The sequence below is a fragment of the Streptomyces sp. NPDC097617 genome, assembly GCF_044761485.1.
Taxonomy (GTDB): Bacteria; Actinomycetota; Actinomycetes; order Streptomycetales; family Streptomycetaceae; genus Streptomyces.
In genome coordinates, this window is the sequence record NZ_JBIWCL010000018.1 from 16,500 (window position 1) to 33,164 (window position 16,665).

Annotated in this window: 16 protein-coding genes and 2 tRNA genes; 14 read left to right on the top strand and 4 right to left on the bottom strand. The window is 71.5% G+C overall.

Annotated features, from left to right (window positions below; all coding sequences use genetic code 11):
- Positions 1-72: 72 nt before the first annotated feature.
- The 7 genes from ACIQZO_RS25710 (at position 73) to ACIQZO_RS25740 (ending at position 7,297) form a co-directional block, all read left to right on the top strand.
- Positions 73-1,224, top strand: a complete 1,152-nt coding sequence (locus ACIQZO_RS25710; protein WP_403630226.1) for an acyl-CoA dehydrogenase family protein — start codon at positions 73-75, stop codon at positions 1,222-1,224.
- On the top strand, positions 1,221-2,201 hold the full coding sequence (locus ACIQZO_RS25715; protein ID WP_403630227.1) for a bifunctional MaoC family dehydratase N-terminal/OB-fold nucleic acid binding domain-containing protein: 981 nt from the start codon (positions 1,221-1,223) through the stop codon (positions 2,199-2,201). The genes ACIQZO_RS25710 and ACIQZO_RS25715 overlap by 4 nt, the downstream gene beginning before the upstream one ends.
- Positions 2,201-3,259 (top strand): acyl-CoA dehydrogenase family protein, encoded by a 1,059-nt coding sequence (locus ACIQZO_RS25720; RefSeq protein ID WP_403630230.1) that lies wholly within the window; start codon positions 2,201-2,203, stop codon positions 3,257-3,259. Before ACIQZO_RS25715 ends, ACIQZO_RS25720 begins: the two co-directional genes overlap by 1 nt.
- On the top strand, positions 3,256-3,654 hold the full coding sequence (locus ACIQZO_RS25725; protein ID WP_403630232.1) for a MaoC family dehydratase: 399 nt from the start codon (positions 3,256-3,258) through the stop codon (positions 3,652-3,654). Before ACIQZO_RS25720 ends, ACIQZO_RS25725 begins: the two co-directional genes overlap by 4 nt.
- Positions 3,651-4,817, top strand: a complete 1,167-nt coding sequence (locus ACIQZO_RS25730) for a lipid-transfer protein (RefSeq protein WP_403630235.1) — start codon at positions 3,651-3,653, stop codon at positions 4,815-4,817. The genes ACIQZO_RS25725 and ACIQZO_RS25730 overlap by 4 nt, the downstream gene beginning before the upstream one ends.
- A 134-nt stretch (positions 4,818-4,951) precedes the next feature.
- Positions 4,952-5,485: a SigE family RNA polymerase sigma factor gene (locus ACIQZO_RS25735; protein ID WP_403630238.1), complete on the top strand. Its 534-nt coding sequence runs from the start codon at positions 4,952-4,954 to the stop codon at positions 5,483-5,485.
- A gap of 162 nt (positions 5,486-5,647) precedes the next feature.
- Positions 5,648-7,297 carry a long-chain fatty acid--CoA ligase gene (locus ACIQZO_RS25740; RefSeq protein ID WP_403630240.1) on the top strand — a complete coding sequence of 550 codons (1,650 nt, stop codon included), beginning with the start codon at positions 5,648-5,650 and terminating at the stop codon, positions 7,295-7,297.
- A 13-nt stretch (positions 7,298-7,310) separates the two neighbouring features.
- Here the strand turns inward: ACIQZO_RS25740 and ACIQZO_RS25745 are convergent, their stop codons facing one another.
- From ACIQZO_RS25745 to ACIQZO_RS25755, 3 genes are all read right to left on the bottom strand, one after another.
- Positions 7,311-7,886, bottom strand: coding sequence for an antibiotic biosynthesis monooxygenase (locus ACIQZO_RS25745; protein WP_403630242.1), 576 nt, complete (start codon positions 7,884-7,886; stop codon positions 7,311-7,313).
- A 13-nt stretch (positions 7,887-7,899) separates the two neighbouring features.
- Positions 7,900-11,232, bottom strand: a complete 3,333-nt coding sequence (locus ACIQZO_RS25750; RefSeq protein ID WP_403630245.1) for a PAS domain-containing protein — start codon at positions 11,230-11,232, stop codon at positions 7,900-7,902.
- A gap of 120 nt (positions 11,233-11,352) precedes the next feature.
- A complete protein-coding gene (locus ACIQZO_RS25755; RefSeq protein WP_403630248.1) occupies positions 11,353-11,778 on the bottom strand; it encodes an SSI family serine proteinase inhibitor in 426 nt (141 codons plus the stop codon).
- 186 nt (positions 11,779-11,964) lie between these two features.
- Between ACIQZO_RS25755 and ACIQZO_RS25760 the strand changes: the two genes are divergently transcribed.
- From ACIQZO_RS25760 to ACIQZO_RS25770, 3 genes are all read left to right on the top strand, one after another.
- Positions 11,965-12,055, top strand: a tRNA-Ser gene (locus ACIQZO_RS25760).
- Positions 12,056-12,273: 218 nt separating this feature from the next.
- Positions 12,274-12,346, top strand: a tRNA-Arg gene (locus ACIQZO_RS25765).
- Positions 12,347-12,540: 194 nt separating this feature from the next.
- Positions 12,541-12,906, top strand: coding sequence for a PH domain-containing protein (locus ACIQZO_RS25770; RefSeq protein ID WP_030384022.1), 366 nt, complete (start codon positions 12,541-12,543; stop codon positions 12,904-12,906).
- A gap of 28 nt (positions 12,907-12,934) precedes the next feature.
- On the opposite strand, the gene ACIQZO_RS25775 is transcribed toward ACIQZO_RS25770, so the two are convergent.
- Positions 12,935-13,846 (bottom strand): SMP-30/gluconolactonase/LRE family protein, encoded by a 912-nt coding sequence (locus ACIQZO_RS25775; protein ID WP_403630251.1) that lies wholly within the window; start codon positions 13,844-13,846, stop codon positions 12,935-12,937.
- A gap of 107 nt (positions 13,847-13,953) precedes the next feature.
- Here ACIQZO_RS25775 and ACIQZO_RS25780 point away from each other — a divergent pair, with 107 nt between their 5' ends.
- From ACIQZO_RS25780 to ACIQZO_RS25795, 4 genes are all read left to right on the top strand, one after another.
- Positions 13,954-14,388 carry an Lrp/AsnC family transcriptional regulator gene (locus ACIQZO_RS25780; RefSeq protein ID WP_403630253.1) on the top strand — a complete coding sequence of 145 codons (435 nt, stop codon included), beginning with the start codon at positions 13,954-13,956 and terminating at the stop codon, positions 14,386-14,388.
- Complete coding sequence (locus ACIQZO_RS25785; RefSeq protein ID WP_403630256.1) at positions 14,385-15,278, top strand: DUF2797 domain-containing protein; 894 nt, start codon at positions 14,385-14,387, stop codon at positions 15,276-15,278. The genes ACIQZO_RS25780 and ACIQZO_RS25785 overlap by 4 nt, the downstream gene beginning before the upstream one ends.
- A gap of 116 nt (positions 15,279-15,394) precedes the next feature.
- Entirely contained in the window at positions 15,395-15,733 is a 339-nt protein-coding gene (locus ACIQZO_RS25790; protein WP_403630259.1) for an antibiotic biosynthesis monooxygenase family protein, read from the top strand.
- Complete coding sequence (locus tag ACIQZO_RS25795) at positions 15,717-16,598, top strand: amidohydrolase family protein (protein WP_403630262.1); 882 nt, start codon at positions 15,717-15,719, stop codon at positions 16,596-16,598. The genes ACIQZO_RS25790 and ACIQZO_RS25795 overlap by 17 nt, the downstream gene beginning before the upstream one ends.
- The last annotated feature ends 67 nt before the right edge of the window (positions 16,599-16,665 follow it).

Below are 16,665 nucleotides of genomic sequence, written 5' to 3' on the forward strand. Positions count from 1 at the left end.
ACCTTGACATCGCGGGTGAATCTGACGGACAGTCAGGTTCCCTCGATGATGTGATGCCGGGAGGCCTGCGCCGTGCACCTCGCCCCGACCGAAGGCCAGTTGCGGCTCCGTGCCGAACTGCGCGCGTACTTCAAGGATCTGCTGCCGGACGGCGTACCCGAGGATCCCGCCCGCCAGCGCGAACTGCTGCGCCGCATCGGCTCCGACGGGCTGCTCGGCCTCGGTTGGCCCGTCGAATACGGAGGCCAGGGCCGCGGCGCCGACGAGCAGTTCGTCTTCTTCGACGAGGCCTACCGGGCCGGCGCCCCCGTCTCCATGGTCACGCTCAACACCGTCGGCCCCACCTTGATGAAGTACGGGACCGAGGAGCAGAAAGACTATTTCCTGCCCCGGATCCTCGCGGGTGAGATCGTCTTCGCCATCGGCTACTCCGAGCCCGAGGCCGGCACCGACCTCGCCGCCCTGCGAACCCGTGCGGTCCGCGACGGAGCGGAATGGCTGATCGACGGGCAGAAGATCTTCACCTCCAACGCTCAGAATGCGGACTGGATCTGGCTCGCCTGCCGCACCGACCCGCAGGCCCCCAAGCACAAGGGCATCTCCATCCTCCTGGTGCCCACCGACACCCTGGGTTTCTCCTGGACTCCGATCCACACCGTCGGCGGGCTCACCACGACGGCGACGTACTACGACTCCGTCCGCGTGCCCGCCGGCCATCTCGTCGGTCCCGAGCACGGCGGCTGGGGTCTGATCACCAACCAGCTCAACCACGAGCGCGTGGCCCTCGCCGCCATCGGCATGCAGGCCGAGGACTTCTACACGTACGCGCTCGACCACGCCCGCACCCCCGACCCGGTCACCGGGAAGCGGCCCGCCGACCTCCCCTGGGTGCAGTCCCGGCTCGCCGAGGCGCATGCGCGACTGGCCGCTGTACGCCTCCTCAACTGGCGTCTCGTCCAGGACGTCGGCAGGGGCGCCCTGGCCCCCGGCGACGCCAGCGGGGTCAAGTTCCTGGGCACCGAGTCCACCGTCGAGGTGTACCGGATGTGCCAGGAGGTGGTCGGCGAGGAGGCCCTGATCCGCGGGCCCGCGGCCTTCGCGGGCGGCGAGCTGGAGCGGATGAACCGGGCCGCCCAGATCAACACGTTCGGCGGCGGGGTCAGCGAGGTCCAGCGCGAGATCGTCGCCATGATGCGGCTCGGCATGAAGGGGAGGAAGCGATGACGGCGGACACGGGAACGGACACGGACGCGGACACGGCCGAGGCCGCTGTCGGGGCCGCTGTCGGGGCCGCGGCCGAGGAGGCAGCCCGGTTCCACACGCTGCTGACCGCCTTCGAGGGACAGTCGGCCGCCACCGGGGGCCGGGGCAAGGACGCGGTCAACGAGCCGATGATCCGCCACTGGTGCGAGGCGATGGGCGATACCAACCCCGCGTACACCGGCCCGGACGCCATCGCCCCGCCCACCATGCTCCAGGCCTGGACCATGGGCGGGCTCTCAGGCCATGCGGACCGCTCATCCGCCTACGACGAGCTCCTCGGGCTTCTCGACGGCGCCGGCTTCACCTCCGTGGTCGCCACCGACTGCGAGCAGGAGTACCTCCGACCGCTGCGCCCCGGCGACGCGATCACCTTCGACGCCGTCATCGAGTCGGTGTCGCCCCGCAAGACGACCAAGCTGGGCACCGGCCACTTCGTGACCACCCGGATGGACGTTCAGGTGGACGGTGAGCTCGCCGGCACCCACCGCTTCCGCATCCTCAAGTACGCGCCCGCCGCCCGGCCGGTCAAGCAGCCCCCGGCGCAGCGCCCCCGCCCGGTGGTCAACCGCGACAACCAGGGATTCTGGGACGGGGTGCGGGATCACAAGCTGCTGATCCAGCGCTGCACCGCCTGTACCACCCTGCGTTTCCCGTGGCTCCCCGGCTGCAACGCCTGCTCGAGCCCCGACTGGGACACCGTCGAGGCCTCCGGCGCCGGCACGGTCTTCAGCTACGTCGTCATGCACCACCCGCCCTTCCCGGCCTTCGACCCGCCCTATGCGGTCGCTCTCGTCGAGCTCGCCGAAGGAGTCCGGATGATCAGCAACATCACCGGCGTGCCCTACGACAAGGTGCGCATCGGCCTGTCCGTTCAGCTGGAGTTCCTGCGCGTCGACGACGGCCTCGAACTCCCCGTCTTCCGCGGGAGTGAGGGCTGATGGACTTCCACCCCACCGAGGAACAGGCCGCCGCGGCCGGCCTCGCCGCCCGGATCTTCGCCGATCTCGCCACCCACGAACGCCTCGCCGAAGCGGGCACCGGCAGCGACGCCGAACTGTGGAAGGCCCTCACCACGGCCGGACTGACCGCCGCGGTCGAGGAGACCGGCCTGCTCGGGCTGGTCCTGCTGCTGGAGGAGCAGGGCCGCACCACAGCGCAGGTCCCGTACGCCGCCACCTGCGCGTACGGGATCCTCCCCGTGGCCGCGCACGGCAGCCCCGAGCAGTGCGCCCGTCTGCTGCCCGCCCTCGGCACGGGCGACGTGGTGGCCACCGGAGCCTTCCCGGCGCACGGCCGGATCACCGCCGAGGGCGGTCGGCTCACCGGGACCGCCCCCGTCGTGCCCTGGCTGCGCGACGCCACGCACGTACTGGTCCCGGACGCGGACCGGGCGCTGTGGCTCGTACGGACCGACGCGCCCGGGGTGCGGACCTCCCCGGTGGAGACCACCGCCCCCTGGTCGGCCGGACGGCTGACCCTGACCGGAGCCGAGGCCGAACGCCTCGGTTCCGAGGGTGCGTACGAGGACACGCTCGCCGCCGCCCGCACCGCCTTCGCCGGGCTCCAGGCGGGCGTCTGTGCGGGCTCCCTCGCCCGGGCGGTGGAATACACCTCCACCCGTGAGCAGTTCGGAAGGCCGCTGTCCACCAACCAGGGGGTCATGCTGCGCGCGGCCGACGCGCACATGGACACCGAGGCGATCCGGGTCACCGCGTACGAGGCGGCCTGGCGCATCGACCAGGGTCTTCCGGCCCACGAGCACGCGCTGACGGCTGCCTGGTGGGCCTCGGAGGCGGGCAAGCGGGTCGTGCACGCGGGCCAGCACCTGCACGGCGGCATGGGCGCCGACCTGGACCACCCCGTCCACCGGCACTTCCTGTGGGGTCGCCAACTGGACGCGTACCTGGGATGCGGCAGCGAGCTGCTGGCCGAGCTGGGGGCCGCGATCGCCGCGTCCCCCGCATTCGCTTCGACAGCCGAGGGAGAGCAGGCATGAACGTCGGCGACACGCTGCCGCCGCTGGAGATTCCGATCACCCGCACCCTGATCGTCGCGGGTGCGATCGCCTCCCGCGACTACCAGGACGTCCACCACGACGCGGTGCTCGCGCAGGAGAAGGGCTCCCCGGACATCTTCATGAACATCCTGACCACGAACGGCCTGGTCGGCCGGTACGTGACCGACCAGCTCGGGCCGCGGGCCGTCCTGCGCAAGGTGGCGATCCGGCTCGGCGCCCCCAACTATCCGGGCGACACGATGACCCTCACGGGCACGGTCACCGCCGTCTCCGGGACCCCCGCGTCCGGAACCACCGTCGAGATCCGGGTCGTCGGCGCGAACGGCATCGGCCACCACGTGTCCGGAACGATCACCGCGGAGGTACCGGCATGAGCGTCCGCACCCGCGACGAGCTCGGCGGCCGCGCCGCCATCGTCGGCATCGGAGCGACCGCGTTCTCCAAGGACTCCGGCCGCAGCGAGCTCAAGCTCGCCGTCGAGGCCGTGCACGCCGCCCTCGACGACGCCGGGCTGACCCCCGCCGACGTCGACGGCATGGTCACCTTCACGATGGACACCAGCCCCGAGATCACCGTCGCCCAGGCGGCGGGCATCGGGGACCTGTCCTTCTTCTCCCGCATCCACTACGGCGGCGGCGCGGCCTGCGCGACCGTCCAGCAGGCCGCCCTCGCCGTCGCCACCGGGGTCGCGGAGGTCGTGGTCTGCTACCGCGCCTTCAACGAGCGCTCCGGGCGCCGCTTCGGGTCCGGGGTCCAGCAGCGGGAGCCTTCGGCGGAGGGGGCGGCGCTCGGCTGGTCGCTGCCCTGGGGTCTGCTGACCCCCGCCTCCTGGGTGGCCATGACCGCACAGCGCTACCTGCACACCTACAACCTCACCCCCGAAGCCTTCGGGCACGTCGCCGTCACCGACCGCCGGCACGCCGCGAACAACCCCGCCGCGTACTTCCACGGCAAGCCCATCACCCTCGCCGACCACGCCGCCTCGCGCTGGATCGTGGAACCGCTGCGGCTGCTGGACTGCTGCCAGGAGACCGACGGCGGCCAGGCCCTGGTCGTCACCACGACCGAGCGCGCCCGGGACCTGCGGAACGCGCCCGCCGTGATCACCGCTGCCGCACAGGGTGCCGGGCGGCGCCAGGAGGGCATGACCTCCTTCTACCGCGACGACCTCACCGGGCTGCCGGAGATGGACGTCGTCGCCCGCCAGCTGTGGCGGACCAGTGGACTGCGGCCGTCGGACATCGACGTCGGCATCCTCTACGACCACTTCACCCCCTTCGTGCTGATGCAGCTGGAGGAGTTCGGCTTCTGCGCGCCGGGCGAGGCAGCGGACTTCGTGGCCGCCGACACCCTGCCGCTCAACACCCACGGAGGTCAGCTCGGAGAGGCGTACCTCCACGGTATGAACGGCATAGCCGAAGCAGTCCGCCAGCTCCGCGGCACCTCCGTCAACCAGGTCGCGGGCGCGGCGCGCGCCCTCGTCACGGCGGGCACCGGGGTGCCGACCTCCGGGCTGGTCCTCGGCTCCGACGGCTGAGAACAGCGACCCCGGGCTCCCCACCCCTCCACCTTCAGGGGGTGGGGAGGGCCCTGCACCTACAACCTGAGAGGGATCCACCATCGGCACCTGCGGCCGATCCCACGGCGAGTAGGCGCTCCTAGCGTGGAGACATGACCACGCCTGTGTGCACACTCGCCTCGAATCCGACGCCGTACCCGTCGTTCTCGGCGTACGTCCGGACCCGCGGCACGGTCCTGATGCGCACGGCGCGCTCCCTCACCGCCAACCCGTGCGATGCGGAGGACCTGCTCCAGACCGCCCTTGCGAAGACGTACATGGCCTGGGACCGGATCGAGGACCACCGTGCCCTCGACGGGTACGTCCGGCGGACCCTGGTCAACACCCGTACCTCCCAATGGCGCAAGCGCAAGGTCGACGAGTTCGCGTGCGACGAGCTCCCGGAGACCGAGGCGGCCCCGACTTCTGACCCCGCCGAGGCGCAGGCGCTGCGCGACGCGATGTGGCGCGCGGTGACCCGGCTGCCCGACCGGCAGAGGGCCATGGTCGTCCTGCGGTACTACGAGGACCTGAGCGAGGTGCAGACCGCGGAGCTGCTGGGTGTTTCGGTCGGCACGGTCAAGAGCGCGGTCTCCCGTGCGCTGTGCAAGCTCCGCGAGGACCCGGAGCTCATGCCGGTCCGGTGAGACGAAGGATGTTTCACGTGAAACGTGACGACGGCAGGGGATGTTTCACGTGAAACACGCCCTGCTTTCTACTCCCGGGTAGTGACATGCCGACCGGTACGTGCGCAGAATCGGCAGCATCCGTAGCCGCCGCAGCGCCGCAGCGCTCACCGGGAGGACGCTTTGCTCAGCACCATGCAGGACGTACCGCTCCTCGTCACCCGCATACTCCGACACGGGATGACGATCCACGGGAAGTCCCAGGTCACGACCTGGACCGGGGAGGCTGAGCCGCATCGCCGCAGCTTCGCCGAGATCGGCAACCGCGCCACCCGTCTGGCCGGCGCCCTGCGCGACCAGCTCGGAGTGCAGGATTCGGATGCTGTCGCGACTCTGATGTGGAACAACGCCGAGCACGTCGAGGCGTATTTCGCGATCCCCTCCATGGGTGCGGTCCTGCACACCCTCAACCTGCGGCTCCCCCCTGAGCAGCTGGTCTTCATCGTCAACCACGCCGCCGACCGGGTGGTACTGGTCAACGGCACGCTGCTCCCCCTGCTCGCGCCGCTGCTGCCGCACCTGCCGACCATCGAGCACGTGGTGGTCAGCGGCATCGGCGACCGTTCCGTGCTCGAGGGCCTGAACGTGCAGGTGCACGAGTACGAGGAACTCCTCGCGGGCAGCTCCGACAGCTTCGACTGGCCCGAGCTGGACGAGCGCCAGGCTGCCGCCATGTGCTACACCTCCGGCACCACCGGGGACCCCAAGGGCGTCGTCTTCTCCCACCGCTCGCTCTACCTGCACTCCATGCAGGTCAACATGACCGAGTCGATGGGTCTGACCGACCGGGACACCACCCTCATCGTGGTCCCGCAGTTCCACGTGAACGCCTGGGGCCTGCCGCACGCCACCTTCATGACCGGCATCAACATGCTGATGCCGGACCGCTTCCTGCAGCCCGCCCCGCTCGCCGAGATGATCGAGCGGGAGAAGCCCTCTCACGCCGCGGCCGTCCCCACCATCTGGCAGGGACTGCTGGCCGAGGTCACCGCCAACCCGCGCGACCTGACCTCGATGAAGCAGGTCACCATCGGCGGCTCGGCCTGTCCGCCCGCCCTGATGGAGGCCTACGACAAGCTCGGCGTCCGCGTCTGCCACGCCTGGGGCATGACCGAGACCTCCCCGCTCGGGACGATGGCGCACCCGCCGGCCGGTCTGAGCGCCGAGGAGGAGTGGCCCTACCGGATCACCCAGGGCCGTTTCCCGGCGGGCGTCGAAGCCCGCCTCATCGGCCCGAACGGCGACCTCCTGCCCTGGGACGGGGAGTCGGCGGGCGAGCTGGAGGTGCGCGGCAACTGGATCGCGAGCTCCTACTACGGCGGAGCGTCCGGCGAACCCTTCCGCCCCGAGGACAAGTTCAGCGCCGACGGCTGGCTCAAGACCGGCGACGTCGGCGTCATCAGCGCCGACGGCTTCCTGACCCTCACCGACCGAGCCAAGGACGTCATCAAGTCCGGCGGTGAGTGGATCTCCAGCGTGGACCTGGAGAACGCACTGATGGGGCACCCCGATGTCGCCGAGGCCGCCGTCGTCGCCGTCCCCGACGAGAAGTGGGGAGAGCGCCCGCTGGCCACGGTCGTCCTCAAGGAGGGCGCGACCGTGAACTACACGGAGCTGCGCGACTTCCTCGCCCGGACCGTCGCCAAGTGGCAGCTGCCGGAGCGTTGGACCTTCATCGAGGCGGTGCCGAAGACCAGCGTCGGCAAGTTCGACAAGAAGGTGATCCGCAAGCAGTACGCGGACGGCGCGTTGGACGTCACCAAGCTCGACTGACGACGACGAGCAGCTAGCCCCGAGTGAGCCATGACCGCAGCAGCCTGCTGACGGCGGGCATGGCCACGTAGGTCATGAGGGTGCTGAACACGACGGCGAAGGCGGCCGTCCGCAGCACGAAGTGCAGATCGACCAGGTACGGCCCGAGCACCGCGTTGCCGATCAGCGAGATCGGGAAGATGGCCAGCCCCGAGCTGATCGCCATCTTCCACCGCGGCGGTGCGGGCCGGGTCGTACCCGGCTTGGCGAACCAGGTCTCCATGCCGTGCAGTTCCCGCCGGGCTATCTCGGTGTGGTGATGGCCGAGGCAGTTGGAGAACCACTGCGCCCGCTCCGGGGAGTCCTGCCAGCGCTGGAACGCGGCCTGATTGCGGAAGCGGTGGACCAGGAACCAGGGCCCGCCCTCCGCCGCCGGGCGGAAGAGCCCGTACCCGAGGTGGTCCGGGAAGCCCGCGGCCGTCTCCAGGATCCCGTGGGCCCAGGCCTCGAAGGTCTCCTCGTGCCCGGGCTCCACCTGCCGCGCGATGAGCAGGTTCACCTCCCCGTTGTCGGCGGGGACGGTGTGCTCGCTCGTGTTGGTGATGGCCATCGGCCCAGGATTACTAGTTCGTGCCGATCTTGGCCAGCAGGTCCACGATGCGGCCCTGGACGTCCGCGGTGGTGGCCCGCTCCGCGAGGAAGAGAACGCTCTCGCCGGAGGCGAGCCGCGGCAGTTCGGCCGGGTCGATGCCGGTCGTCGTGTAGACGACCAGGGGCGTGCGGTTCAGTTGCCCGTTGGCGCGCAGCCAGTCCACGATCCCGGCCCGCCGACGGCGCACCTGCATCAGGTCCATGACCACCAGGTTGGGCCGCATCCGCGTCGCCAGTTCCACGGCGTCGTTGTCGGCACCCGCCCGGGCCACCTGCATGCCGCGCCGCTCCAGGGCCGCGGTCAGCGCGGTCGCGATCTCCTCGTGCTCCTCGATCAGCAGCACCCGGGAGGGGTGCTGCTCGCTGTCGCGCGGCGCCAGCGCCTTCAGCAGCACGGCCGGATCGGCGCCGTACGCCGCCTCCCGCGTGGCGTGCCCCAGCCCGGCCGTGACCAGTACGGGGACCTCCGCGGCCACCGCGGCCTGGCGCAGGGACTGCAGGGCGGTCCGGGTGATCGGACCGGTCAGCGGGTCGACGAACAGCGCGGCGGGGAACGCGGCGATCTGCGCGTCCACCTCCTCGCGGGAGTGCACGATCACCGGCCGGTAGCCCCGGTCGCTGAGGGCCTGCTGCGTCTGCACATCGGGCGCGGGCCACACCAGGAGCCGGCGCGGGTTGTCCAGGGGCTCCGGCGGCAGCTCGTCGTCCACGGGGCGCGGTGCGGGCCGGTTGACGACCTCGACGGCGCCGCCCGGGCCGTCCAGCGGCTCGGGGCCCTCGTCGGCGCCCGCCTCGGGCGCTCCTATCGCGAAGGCACGGCCCTGCGGGGCGGGCTCGGCGAGCCGGCGACGGCGGCCGGAGCCGGAAGCCGAACCGGGGCCGGTGGCAGGGCCCGAGCCGCCCGGGTCCAAAGAAATGCCCTGGCCGAGGGTGCCGAGGGCGCGCACGCTGATCGGCTGTGCGGCCTGGCTCTCGGCGGGGGCGTCCTGCGGCCTGCGCGCACTCGGGACCGCGACCGGGCCGGAGGGCTCGTCGCCCTCGGGGGCCGTACGGGCCGCCGGTACCGGCCAGGCCGGGGCGCCGGCCAGTGCACGGCGCCGCCCGGTCGGGTTCTCGGCGGACTCCGCCGGCTGCGGGGCGGGGGCTTCGGGCTCGCCGGCGGGGGCGCCCAGTACACGGCGGCCACGCCGACCGGCAGAGCCGTCGGAGTCGGTATAGGCGGGAGCAGGTGCGGGAGCAGGTGCGGGAGCCGGGGTCGGGCCGGCGGGCAGCGCGAAACCGCCCTCGGGAGCGATGGGCCGCGCGGGCACGGGCGTCGGCCCCAGCCCTGTCGCGGGGACCGGACCGCCCGGCTGCGCCGGACCGGCCGCACCGAGCGCGCGGCGGCGTCCGGCCGGATGCTCGGTCACCGGAACCGGCGGCACCGCGGGGACGGGCGGGAGCGCGGGCATGGCGGTGCCCTGCGGGGGCACGGGCCGTCCCGGGCCGCCGGGACCGTCGGAGCCCTCGGCCCCGCCGCTGCCGTCACCGGCCCGGCCGCGCCTGCGTCCGGTACCGAGTCCCGCGGGGTTCACCGGGGACTGCGCGAGCTCGGGGCCCGCCTCGGGAGCGTCGCCGACCTCGCCCGCCCGCCGCCGCCCGGACGGCAGCGCCAGCGCCAGCGCGCCACCGCCCTGCGCGGCTTGAGCGGCCTCGGGGCCGGGGGCCTCGTCATCCAGGAAGGCGTCCACTCCGCGCCGGGCACGCCGGCCGCCGGAGACCTTGCCGGGAGCGGCGCCCCCGGCGGTGCCCGCGCCGTCCGTGGTCGGACCGGTCGGGGGCTCCTCCGCCGGTTCCGGCAGGGTCACCGTCCCGGCACCCGATCCGAGCGGGAGTTCCAGGACGTACGCCCCGCCGGGCGCGCCCGGCACCGCTACCGTCTGCAGCACGCCGCCGTGCGAGGCCACGATCCCCCGGACGATCGGTTCGTGGACCGGGTTCCCGCCCTCGTACGGCCCGCGCACCTCGATCCGTACGACATCGCCGCGCTGTGCGGCCGCCACCACGATCGTCGAGTCGCTGTAGCCGCTGCCCTGGCGGGTCTTGCCGGTGGCGTCCACCCCGGCGACGTCCGCGACGAGGTGGGCGAGCGCGGTCGCGATCCGGTCGGAGTCCACCTCGGCCTCGATGGTCGGCGCGTGGACGGCGAACTGCGCGCGCCCCGGACCGATCAGCTCGACGGCGCCGTCGACGCCCGCCGCGACCACGGTGTTGATCAGGACTTTCTTCTTCGAGAGCCGGTCCCTGCCGGAGTCCAGGCGCTGGTAGCCGAGGACGTTGTCCACCAGGGTGGTCATCCGGGAGTACCCGGCGGCCAGGTGGTGCAGCAGCTGGTTGGCCTCGGGCCACAGCTGGCCGGCGTCGTCGGCGGCGAGCGTCGCCAGCTCGCCGCGCAGCTCGTCCAGCGGCCCGCGCAGGGATTCGCCGAGGACGGCCATCAGCTGCGCGTGCCGGGCGGCGAGGGCGTCGTAGGGGCGCCGGTCGGTGAAGGTCATCACGGCGCCGACGAGCTGCTCCCCGTCCCGTACGGGCGAGGTGGTCAGGTCGACGGCGACCGGTTGTCCGGCCTTGTTCCACAGCACCTGCCCGCGGACGCGGTGCTTGCGTCCGCTGCGCAGGGTGTCGGCGAGCGGGGACTCCTCGAAGGGGAAGGGGGAGCCGTCGGCGCGGGAGTGCTGGACGAGGCCGTGCAGTTCCCGGTTGCCCAGGTCGGTGGCGCGGTAGCCGAGGATCTGGGCGGCGGCCGGGTTGACCAGGACCACCCGTCCGTCGGTGTCGGTGCCCACGACGCCCTCGGCGGCGGCGCGCAGGATCATCTCGGTCTGGCGCTGCGAGCGGGCCAGCTCGGCCTCGGTGTCCACGGTCTGCGAGAGGTCCCGGACCACGAGCATCAGCAGCTCGTCACCTGTGTACGAGGGTTGCGGCTCACGGTAGGCGTCACGGCCGTCGAGATGGGCGCTGGTGACCTCGACGGGGAACTCTGATCCGTCGGTGCGGCGCGCGGTCATCCGCTTGGGCTTGGCACGGCTGCCGTCCTCCTCGCCGGGCCGGCGCATGGAGCCGGGGATCAGCTTGGAGTCGAACTCGGGCAGGAGGTCGAGAACGCCGCGGCCGACGAGCCCGGTGCCCGGGCTCTCCATGACCTCGAGAGCGATCGAATTGGCGTTGACGACCGTGCCGTTGGCGTTGACGAGCAACAGCGCGTCCGGAAGAGCGTCGAGTATTGCTGCGAGGCGAGCAGCGCCTCGGGATGGCCTGCTGCTCACGACGAGCTTCCTCCCTGACCAACAACTACCGGCAAGTCACGGGAGGAGTCTAAGGCCACAGGCCCGCGATGGGGTGGCGGATGTGTGGTGGATACCGCCCATCCCGCGCATCCTCCCAGGTCAGGACCGCCCACTCGGAAGCAGAGGTTCCAACTCGTCCCAGCGGCTGATCTCGCATCCGTTGGTCCGCCGGAACGTGGCGTCCACCCTGTGGCCGTTCCAGGTTCCGGTGATCCGGGCGGTGGCGGGGCCCCCGTGCTGCATGGTGCAGATCTGCCGATCGGAGACGGGGGCGAAGGGGTCCTTCCCCTCCCGGGCGAACCGGTCCAGCCGTGCGCAGGCCCCCTCCGCCTCGGGGTGGTCGCCGCCGACGGGGTCGCATTCGAGGCGGTACTCCCGGTCCAAGTGGCGGTTCCCGGTGTCGGCCATGGCGATGGTGAGGTGGTCGGGCGTCGCCAGCAGCCGACCCAGCGGCAGCGGGGGCAGCGGCCCGGCCGCCGCGGCGGCGAGGGCGGAGGTGACGGCGAAGGCGGCGAGACGCAGCATGGGCACTCCAGATCGTCCGTACGTCGTACGGCTGCCCAACGACGAGGGGCCTGCCGACGTTGCGTGCGCGGGCCGCTTTAAGGCTTTGCTCTCCGCCCGTCCCGCCTAGTACCGTGGGAGCGGATTGGTGAGGGGCCCTGCGCCTGTGTCATCATCTGCACGCACCTTCGTACGCGGGGGTGTGCTGGAGGCGTCGCCTAGTCCGGTCTATGGCGCCGCACTGCTAATGCGGTTTGGGGCTTACACCCCATCGAGGGTTCAAATCCCTCCGCCTCCGCACTTCATCGAAGCCCCGGTCCTGACGGACCGGGGCTTCGATGCGTTCCGGGGCAATCCGGTCAGCCGCGGCCTCTGCGAGAGCCCATTCGGACGATCTTCGTCCAGGCCGTTTCCGCAGGTCAGCACTGGTTTGGCTAATGGATTTCGCGTCCCGGCGAGGTCCATGTATTGTTGTTCTCGCAAGGCCAACGGGGCGCAAAACCCCGCGAAGCTCAAGCACTCGTAGCTTAACGGATAGAGCATCTGACTACGGATCAGAAGGTTGCAGGTTCGAATCCTGCCGAGTGCACAGCAGGACGAAGGCCCCGGACGAAAGTCCGGGGCCTTCGTCGTATGCCCTGGAGTCCCGTGTCTCCTCCTTGGTGGGGAGGGGGTCCCCCGGAGGATGTCAGGGGTGGGATGGCTCTGGTGGGGGACGTCGACTACAGGCCGGCCTCGGTACGGTTTCTGAAGATCGTTCGAAGCCGGAAAACGGGGGCACTCATGGGACTGTTCGGGAACGCGCACACCGTCGACCCGGTGTCGGCGCAGCGGGACTACGCGCGGCTGCTGGGGCAGGGCGAGCAGGTGCACGCCGCCTATCTGCTGATCCGGGACACGATCCTGTTCACGGACCGGCGGCTGGTGCTCGTCGACAAGCAGGGGCTCACGGGGAAGAAGGTGGAGTACCACTCCATCCCGTACCGGAGCATCACGCACTTCTCCGTCGAGACCGCCGGGCACTTCGATCTCGACGCCGAGCTCAAGATCTGGATATCCGGCAGCTCGACGCCGATCGAGAAGACCTTCACCAAGGGCGTCGACATCTACGAGGTGCAGGCGATCCTGACCCAGTTCGTCGCCCGGTAGCCGGTAGCCCGCAGGGGCGGCCCCGTCCTCAGAGGACGCGGGGCAGGCCGGTCACCGACATCACCAGGGAGTAGAGGGAGGTGGTGGCGGTGATGAAGAGGCGGTTGTTCTTGGCGCCGCCGAAGGCGATGTTCGAGACCGGTTCGGGGACGCGGAGCCGGCCGATCAGGGTGCCGTCCGCCGCGTAGCACTGGACGCCGTTCTCCATGGCGGCCGCCCACAGTCGGCCCTCGTCGTCGAAGCGGATGTTGTCGACCCCGGGGCAGGTGGTGAAGACCCGGTCGTCGGCGAGGGTGCCGTCGTCGGTGACCTTGAAGGCGCGGATGTGGCCGGCCCGGGTGTCCGCGGCGTACAGCTCGCTCTCGTCGGGGGAGAAGGCGACGCCGTTGGGGCCGAGGAAGCCATCCGCGACCAATCGGACCTCGCCGGTCGAGGGGTCGGCGCGGTAGAGGTTGCAGGCGCCGATCTCGCCGACTGCGCGGTGGCCCTCGTAGTCGCTGGTGATGCCGAAGTCCGGGTCGGAGAACCAGACCGAGCCGTCCGAGCGGACCACCGCGTCGTTCGGGCTGTTGAGCCGCTTGCCGTCGAAGCGGTCGGCGATCACGGTGAGGCTGCCGTCCGGTTCGGTGCGGGTGACGCGGCGGTTGCCCTGCTCACAGGTGATCAGGCGGCCCTCGCGGTCGAGGGTGTTGCCGTTGGAGTGACCGGCCGGGGAGCGGAAGACGGAGACCGCGCCGCTCGCCTCGTCCCAGCGCAGCATCCGGTCGTTGGGGATGTCGCTCCACACCAGTTGCCGCCAGGCGGGCAGGTAGAGCGGGCCCTCCGCCCAGCGGCAGTCGTCATGGAGACGTTCCAGCCGGGCGTCGCCGTTGGCGCAGCGGCCGGTCCGGAAGCGCTCGTCCAGAATCTCGTACAAGGTGAGGTCGGCGATGGCAGACATGATTCCCCCTGGAAGAGTTATGCCGAATTTTGTTCGGTCTGATGGTGAGATTGCAGGATCAGGTACCGTCTTCGCAAGGGCCGACAGGCCCATGAGAGGAAGATTGCGTGGACGACATCGACCGTGCGCTGGTCCTGCGCCTGCAGCAGGACGCCGGCCAGTCGTACGCCGCCCTGGGCGCGGCCGTCGGGCTCTCGGCGGGTGCCACCCACGAGCGGGTACGCAAACTGCGCGAGCGAGGGGTGATCCGGCGGACCACCGTCGACGTCGACCCGGCCGCCGTCGGCAGCGGCGTCCTGGCCTACGTGATGGTCGACTCCACTACCTGGATGGGCGAGTCCGGCGCCGATTTCGCCGCGATCCCCGAGATCCAGGAGGCGCACATCATCGCGGGCAGTGCGTCCGTGCTGGTCAAGGTGCGCACAGCGTCGACCGAGCAGCTGCAGGATGTGCTGCGCCGCCTCTACGCCATCAACGGCGTCAGCGGTACGCATGCCACCGTCGTCCTGGACACCTTCTTCGAGCGGCCGCTCCCGCTGTGACGTGGTGGTGCACCGGGATCCGGTGGAAGGACGGCCGCCCGGCCATCGGGTGGTACGGGGACGGGCGCGGCGGGCGGACGAGCGAGCTCGTGTACGGGCAGCGGATCGCCTTCACCGCACGCGGGGAGCGGCACTGCCTCGGGGTGTGGCGGGCCGGGAAGCGGACGCCCTGTCCGACCGCGGACACCGTGCCGGGCCGCACCGGTAACGCGCAGTGCCCCGAATGCGCCCGCCTCGACCGGTCGTTCTCCGTGGCCGCCGACACCAACGCCGCGGATCCCCGGACCTACCGGGTCTACCTGGCCTGGTTCGGGCCCGGCATGGTCAAGGTGGGGATCACCGCCGAGGAGCGGGGCCCGGCCAGGCTGCTGGAGCAGGGTGCGGTGGCCTGGTCCTGGCTCGGGCGAGGTCCGCTGATGGCGACCCGGCGCACCGAGGAACTGCTGCGGGCGGCGCTCGGGGTGCCCGACCGGATCGCGTACGCCCGCAAGCGCGCCGTACGGGCGCACCTGCCGGCCGCGCCGGACCGGGCCCGGGAGGTCGCCGAGCTGTACGCACGGGCGGCGGCGCTGCCGGGGTGGCCCGAGTCGCTGGAGCGGGTGGACTGCGAAGTGGCCGACCATGCGGTGGCGTTCGGGCTGGACGCGCTGTCCGGCCCGCCCTCGCCGGAGCGGGTGCTGACCGAGATGGTGCCCGGCGGGTCCGTCGTGGGCCGCCTGCTGGGCGCGGCCGGGCCCGACCTGCACCTCGCGGACGGGCTCGTGGTGGACACCCGGCTGCTGACCGGCTGGGAGCTCACCGCCCCGGGCGAGGAGGCGGCGACGTCGGTGCCGATGGCGCAGATCACGTCCGCCGCCGGGGCTCCCGCGGCGCAGGACGGGCTGTTCTGAGCTTCGGGGATCGCGGCGCGACCTGCGGGGCGGCCATGGTCAAAACTTGGATCCCTTTGGCCTTCCGGGGCCGTTTCCGGTGGACATGCCGGAGCGCTGCGCGGAGGGTGTTCGACATGACCACTCAGCCGGTGCCGGCCTTCGAACCCCCTTATGTCATGGCCGTTTTCAGCAATACCCGAGCCGCCGACGACAGCGGATACCCCGAGACCCTCGCCCGGATGAACGAGATCGTCCGGGCGAATCCCGGCTTCCTCGGCTACGAGTCAGCGCGTAACCCCGGCGGCCTGGGCATCACCGTCGCCTACTTCCGCGACCACGAGTCCCTCACCCGGTGGCGCGAGGACCTGGAGCACCGCGAGGCCATGAAGCAGGGCCGCACCGACTGGTACGAGAGCTACACCCTGCACGTCGCGACCGTAGAGCGGAGCCACGGCTTTGTCCGCAACGGCTGAGGCGGTCCGCGCCTTCCGGGAGCGGCTCGGGCTGCCCGGACTGGTCGACGTACACACGCACTTCATGCCCGAGCGGGTCCTGGACAAGGTCTGGGACTACTTCGACGCGGTCGGCCCGCTGACCGGCGTCGCGTGGCCCATCACCTACCGGCACGAGGAGGAGCAGCGCGTCGCGCTCCTGCGGGAGTTCGGGGTCCGGGCCTTCACCGCCATGCTCTACCCGCACAAGCCGGAGATGGCCGCCTGGCTCAACGCCTGGTCCGCCGATTTCGCCGCCCGCACCCCCGACTGCCTGCACACCGCGACCTTCTTCCCGGAGGAGGGCGTGACCCCGTACGTCCGGCGCGCCGTCGACTCCGGGGCCCGGATCTTCAAGGCGCACCTCCAGGTCGGCGGCTACGACCCGGGCGACGAGCGACTCGACCCCGTCTGGGGGCTGCTCGCCGAGGCCGCCATCCCGATCGTGATCCACTGCGGCTCGGGGCCCGTCCCGGGCAAGCACACCGGCCCCGATCCGATCGCCCGGCTGCTGGCCCGCCATCCGAGGCTGCCGCTGGTCATCGCTCACATGGGCATGCCCGAGTACGCCGATTTCCTTGACCTCGCGGACCGGTACGCCGAGGTCCGCCTGGACACCACCATGGCCTTCACCGACTTTTCCGAGCAGTTCAGCGGCTTTCCACCCGGTGACCTCGGACGGCTCGCGGATCTCGGCGACCGGATCCTGCTCGGTACCGACTTCCCGAACATTCCCTATCCCTACGAGCACCAGCTGGCCGCCCTCGAGCGGCTCGGCCTCGGCGACGACTGGCTGCGGGCGGTGTGCCACGACAACGGCGCCCGGCTGTTCCGCCTCGACGGCTGACGGCTGACGGCTGACGGCTGATCCCGGCCCCGGCCCCGGCCCGGTCCCGATCATGGTCCTGGGCCCG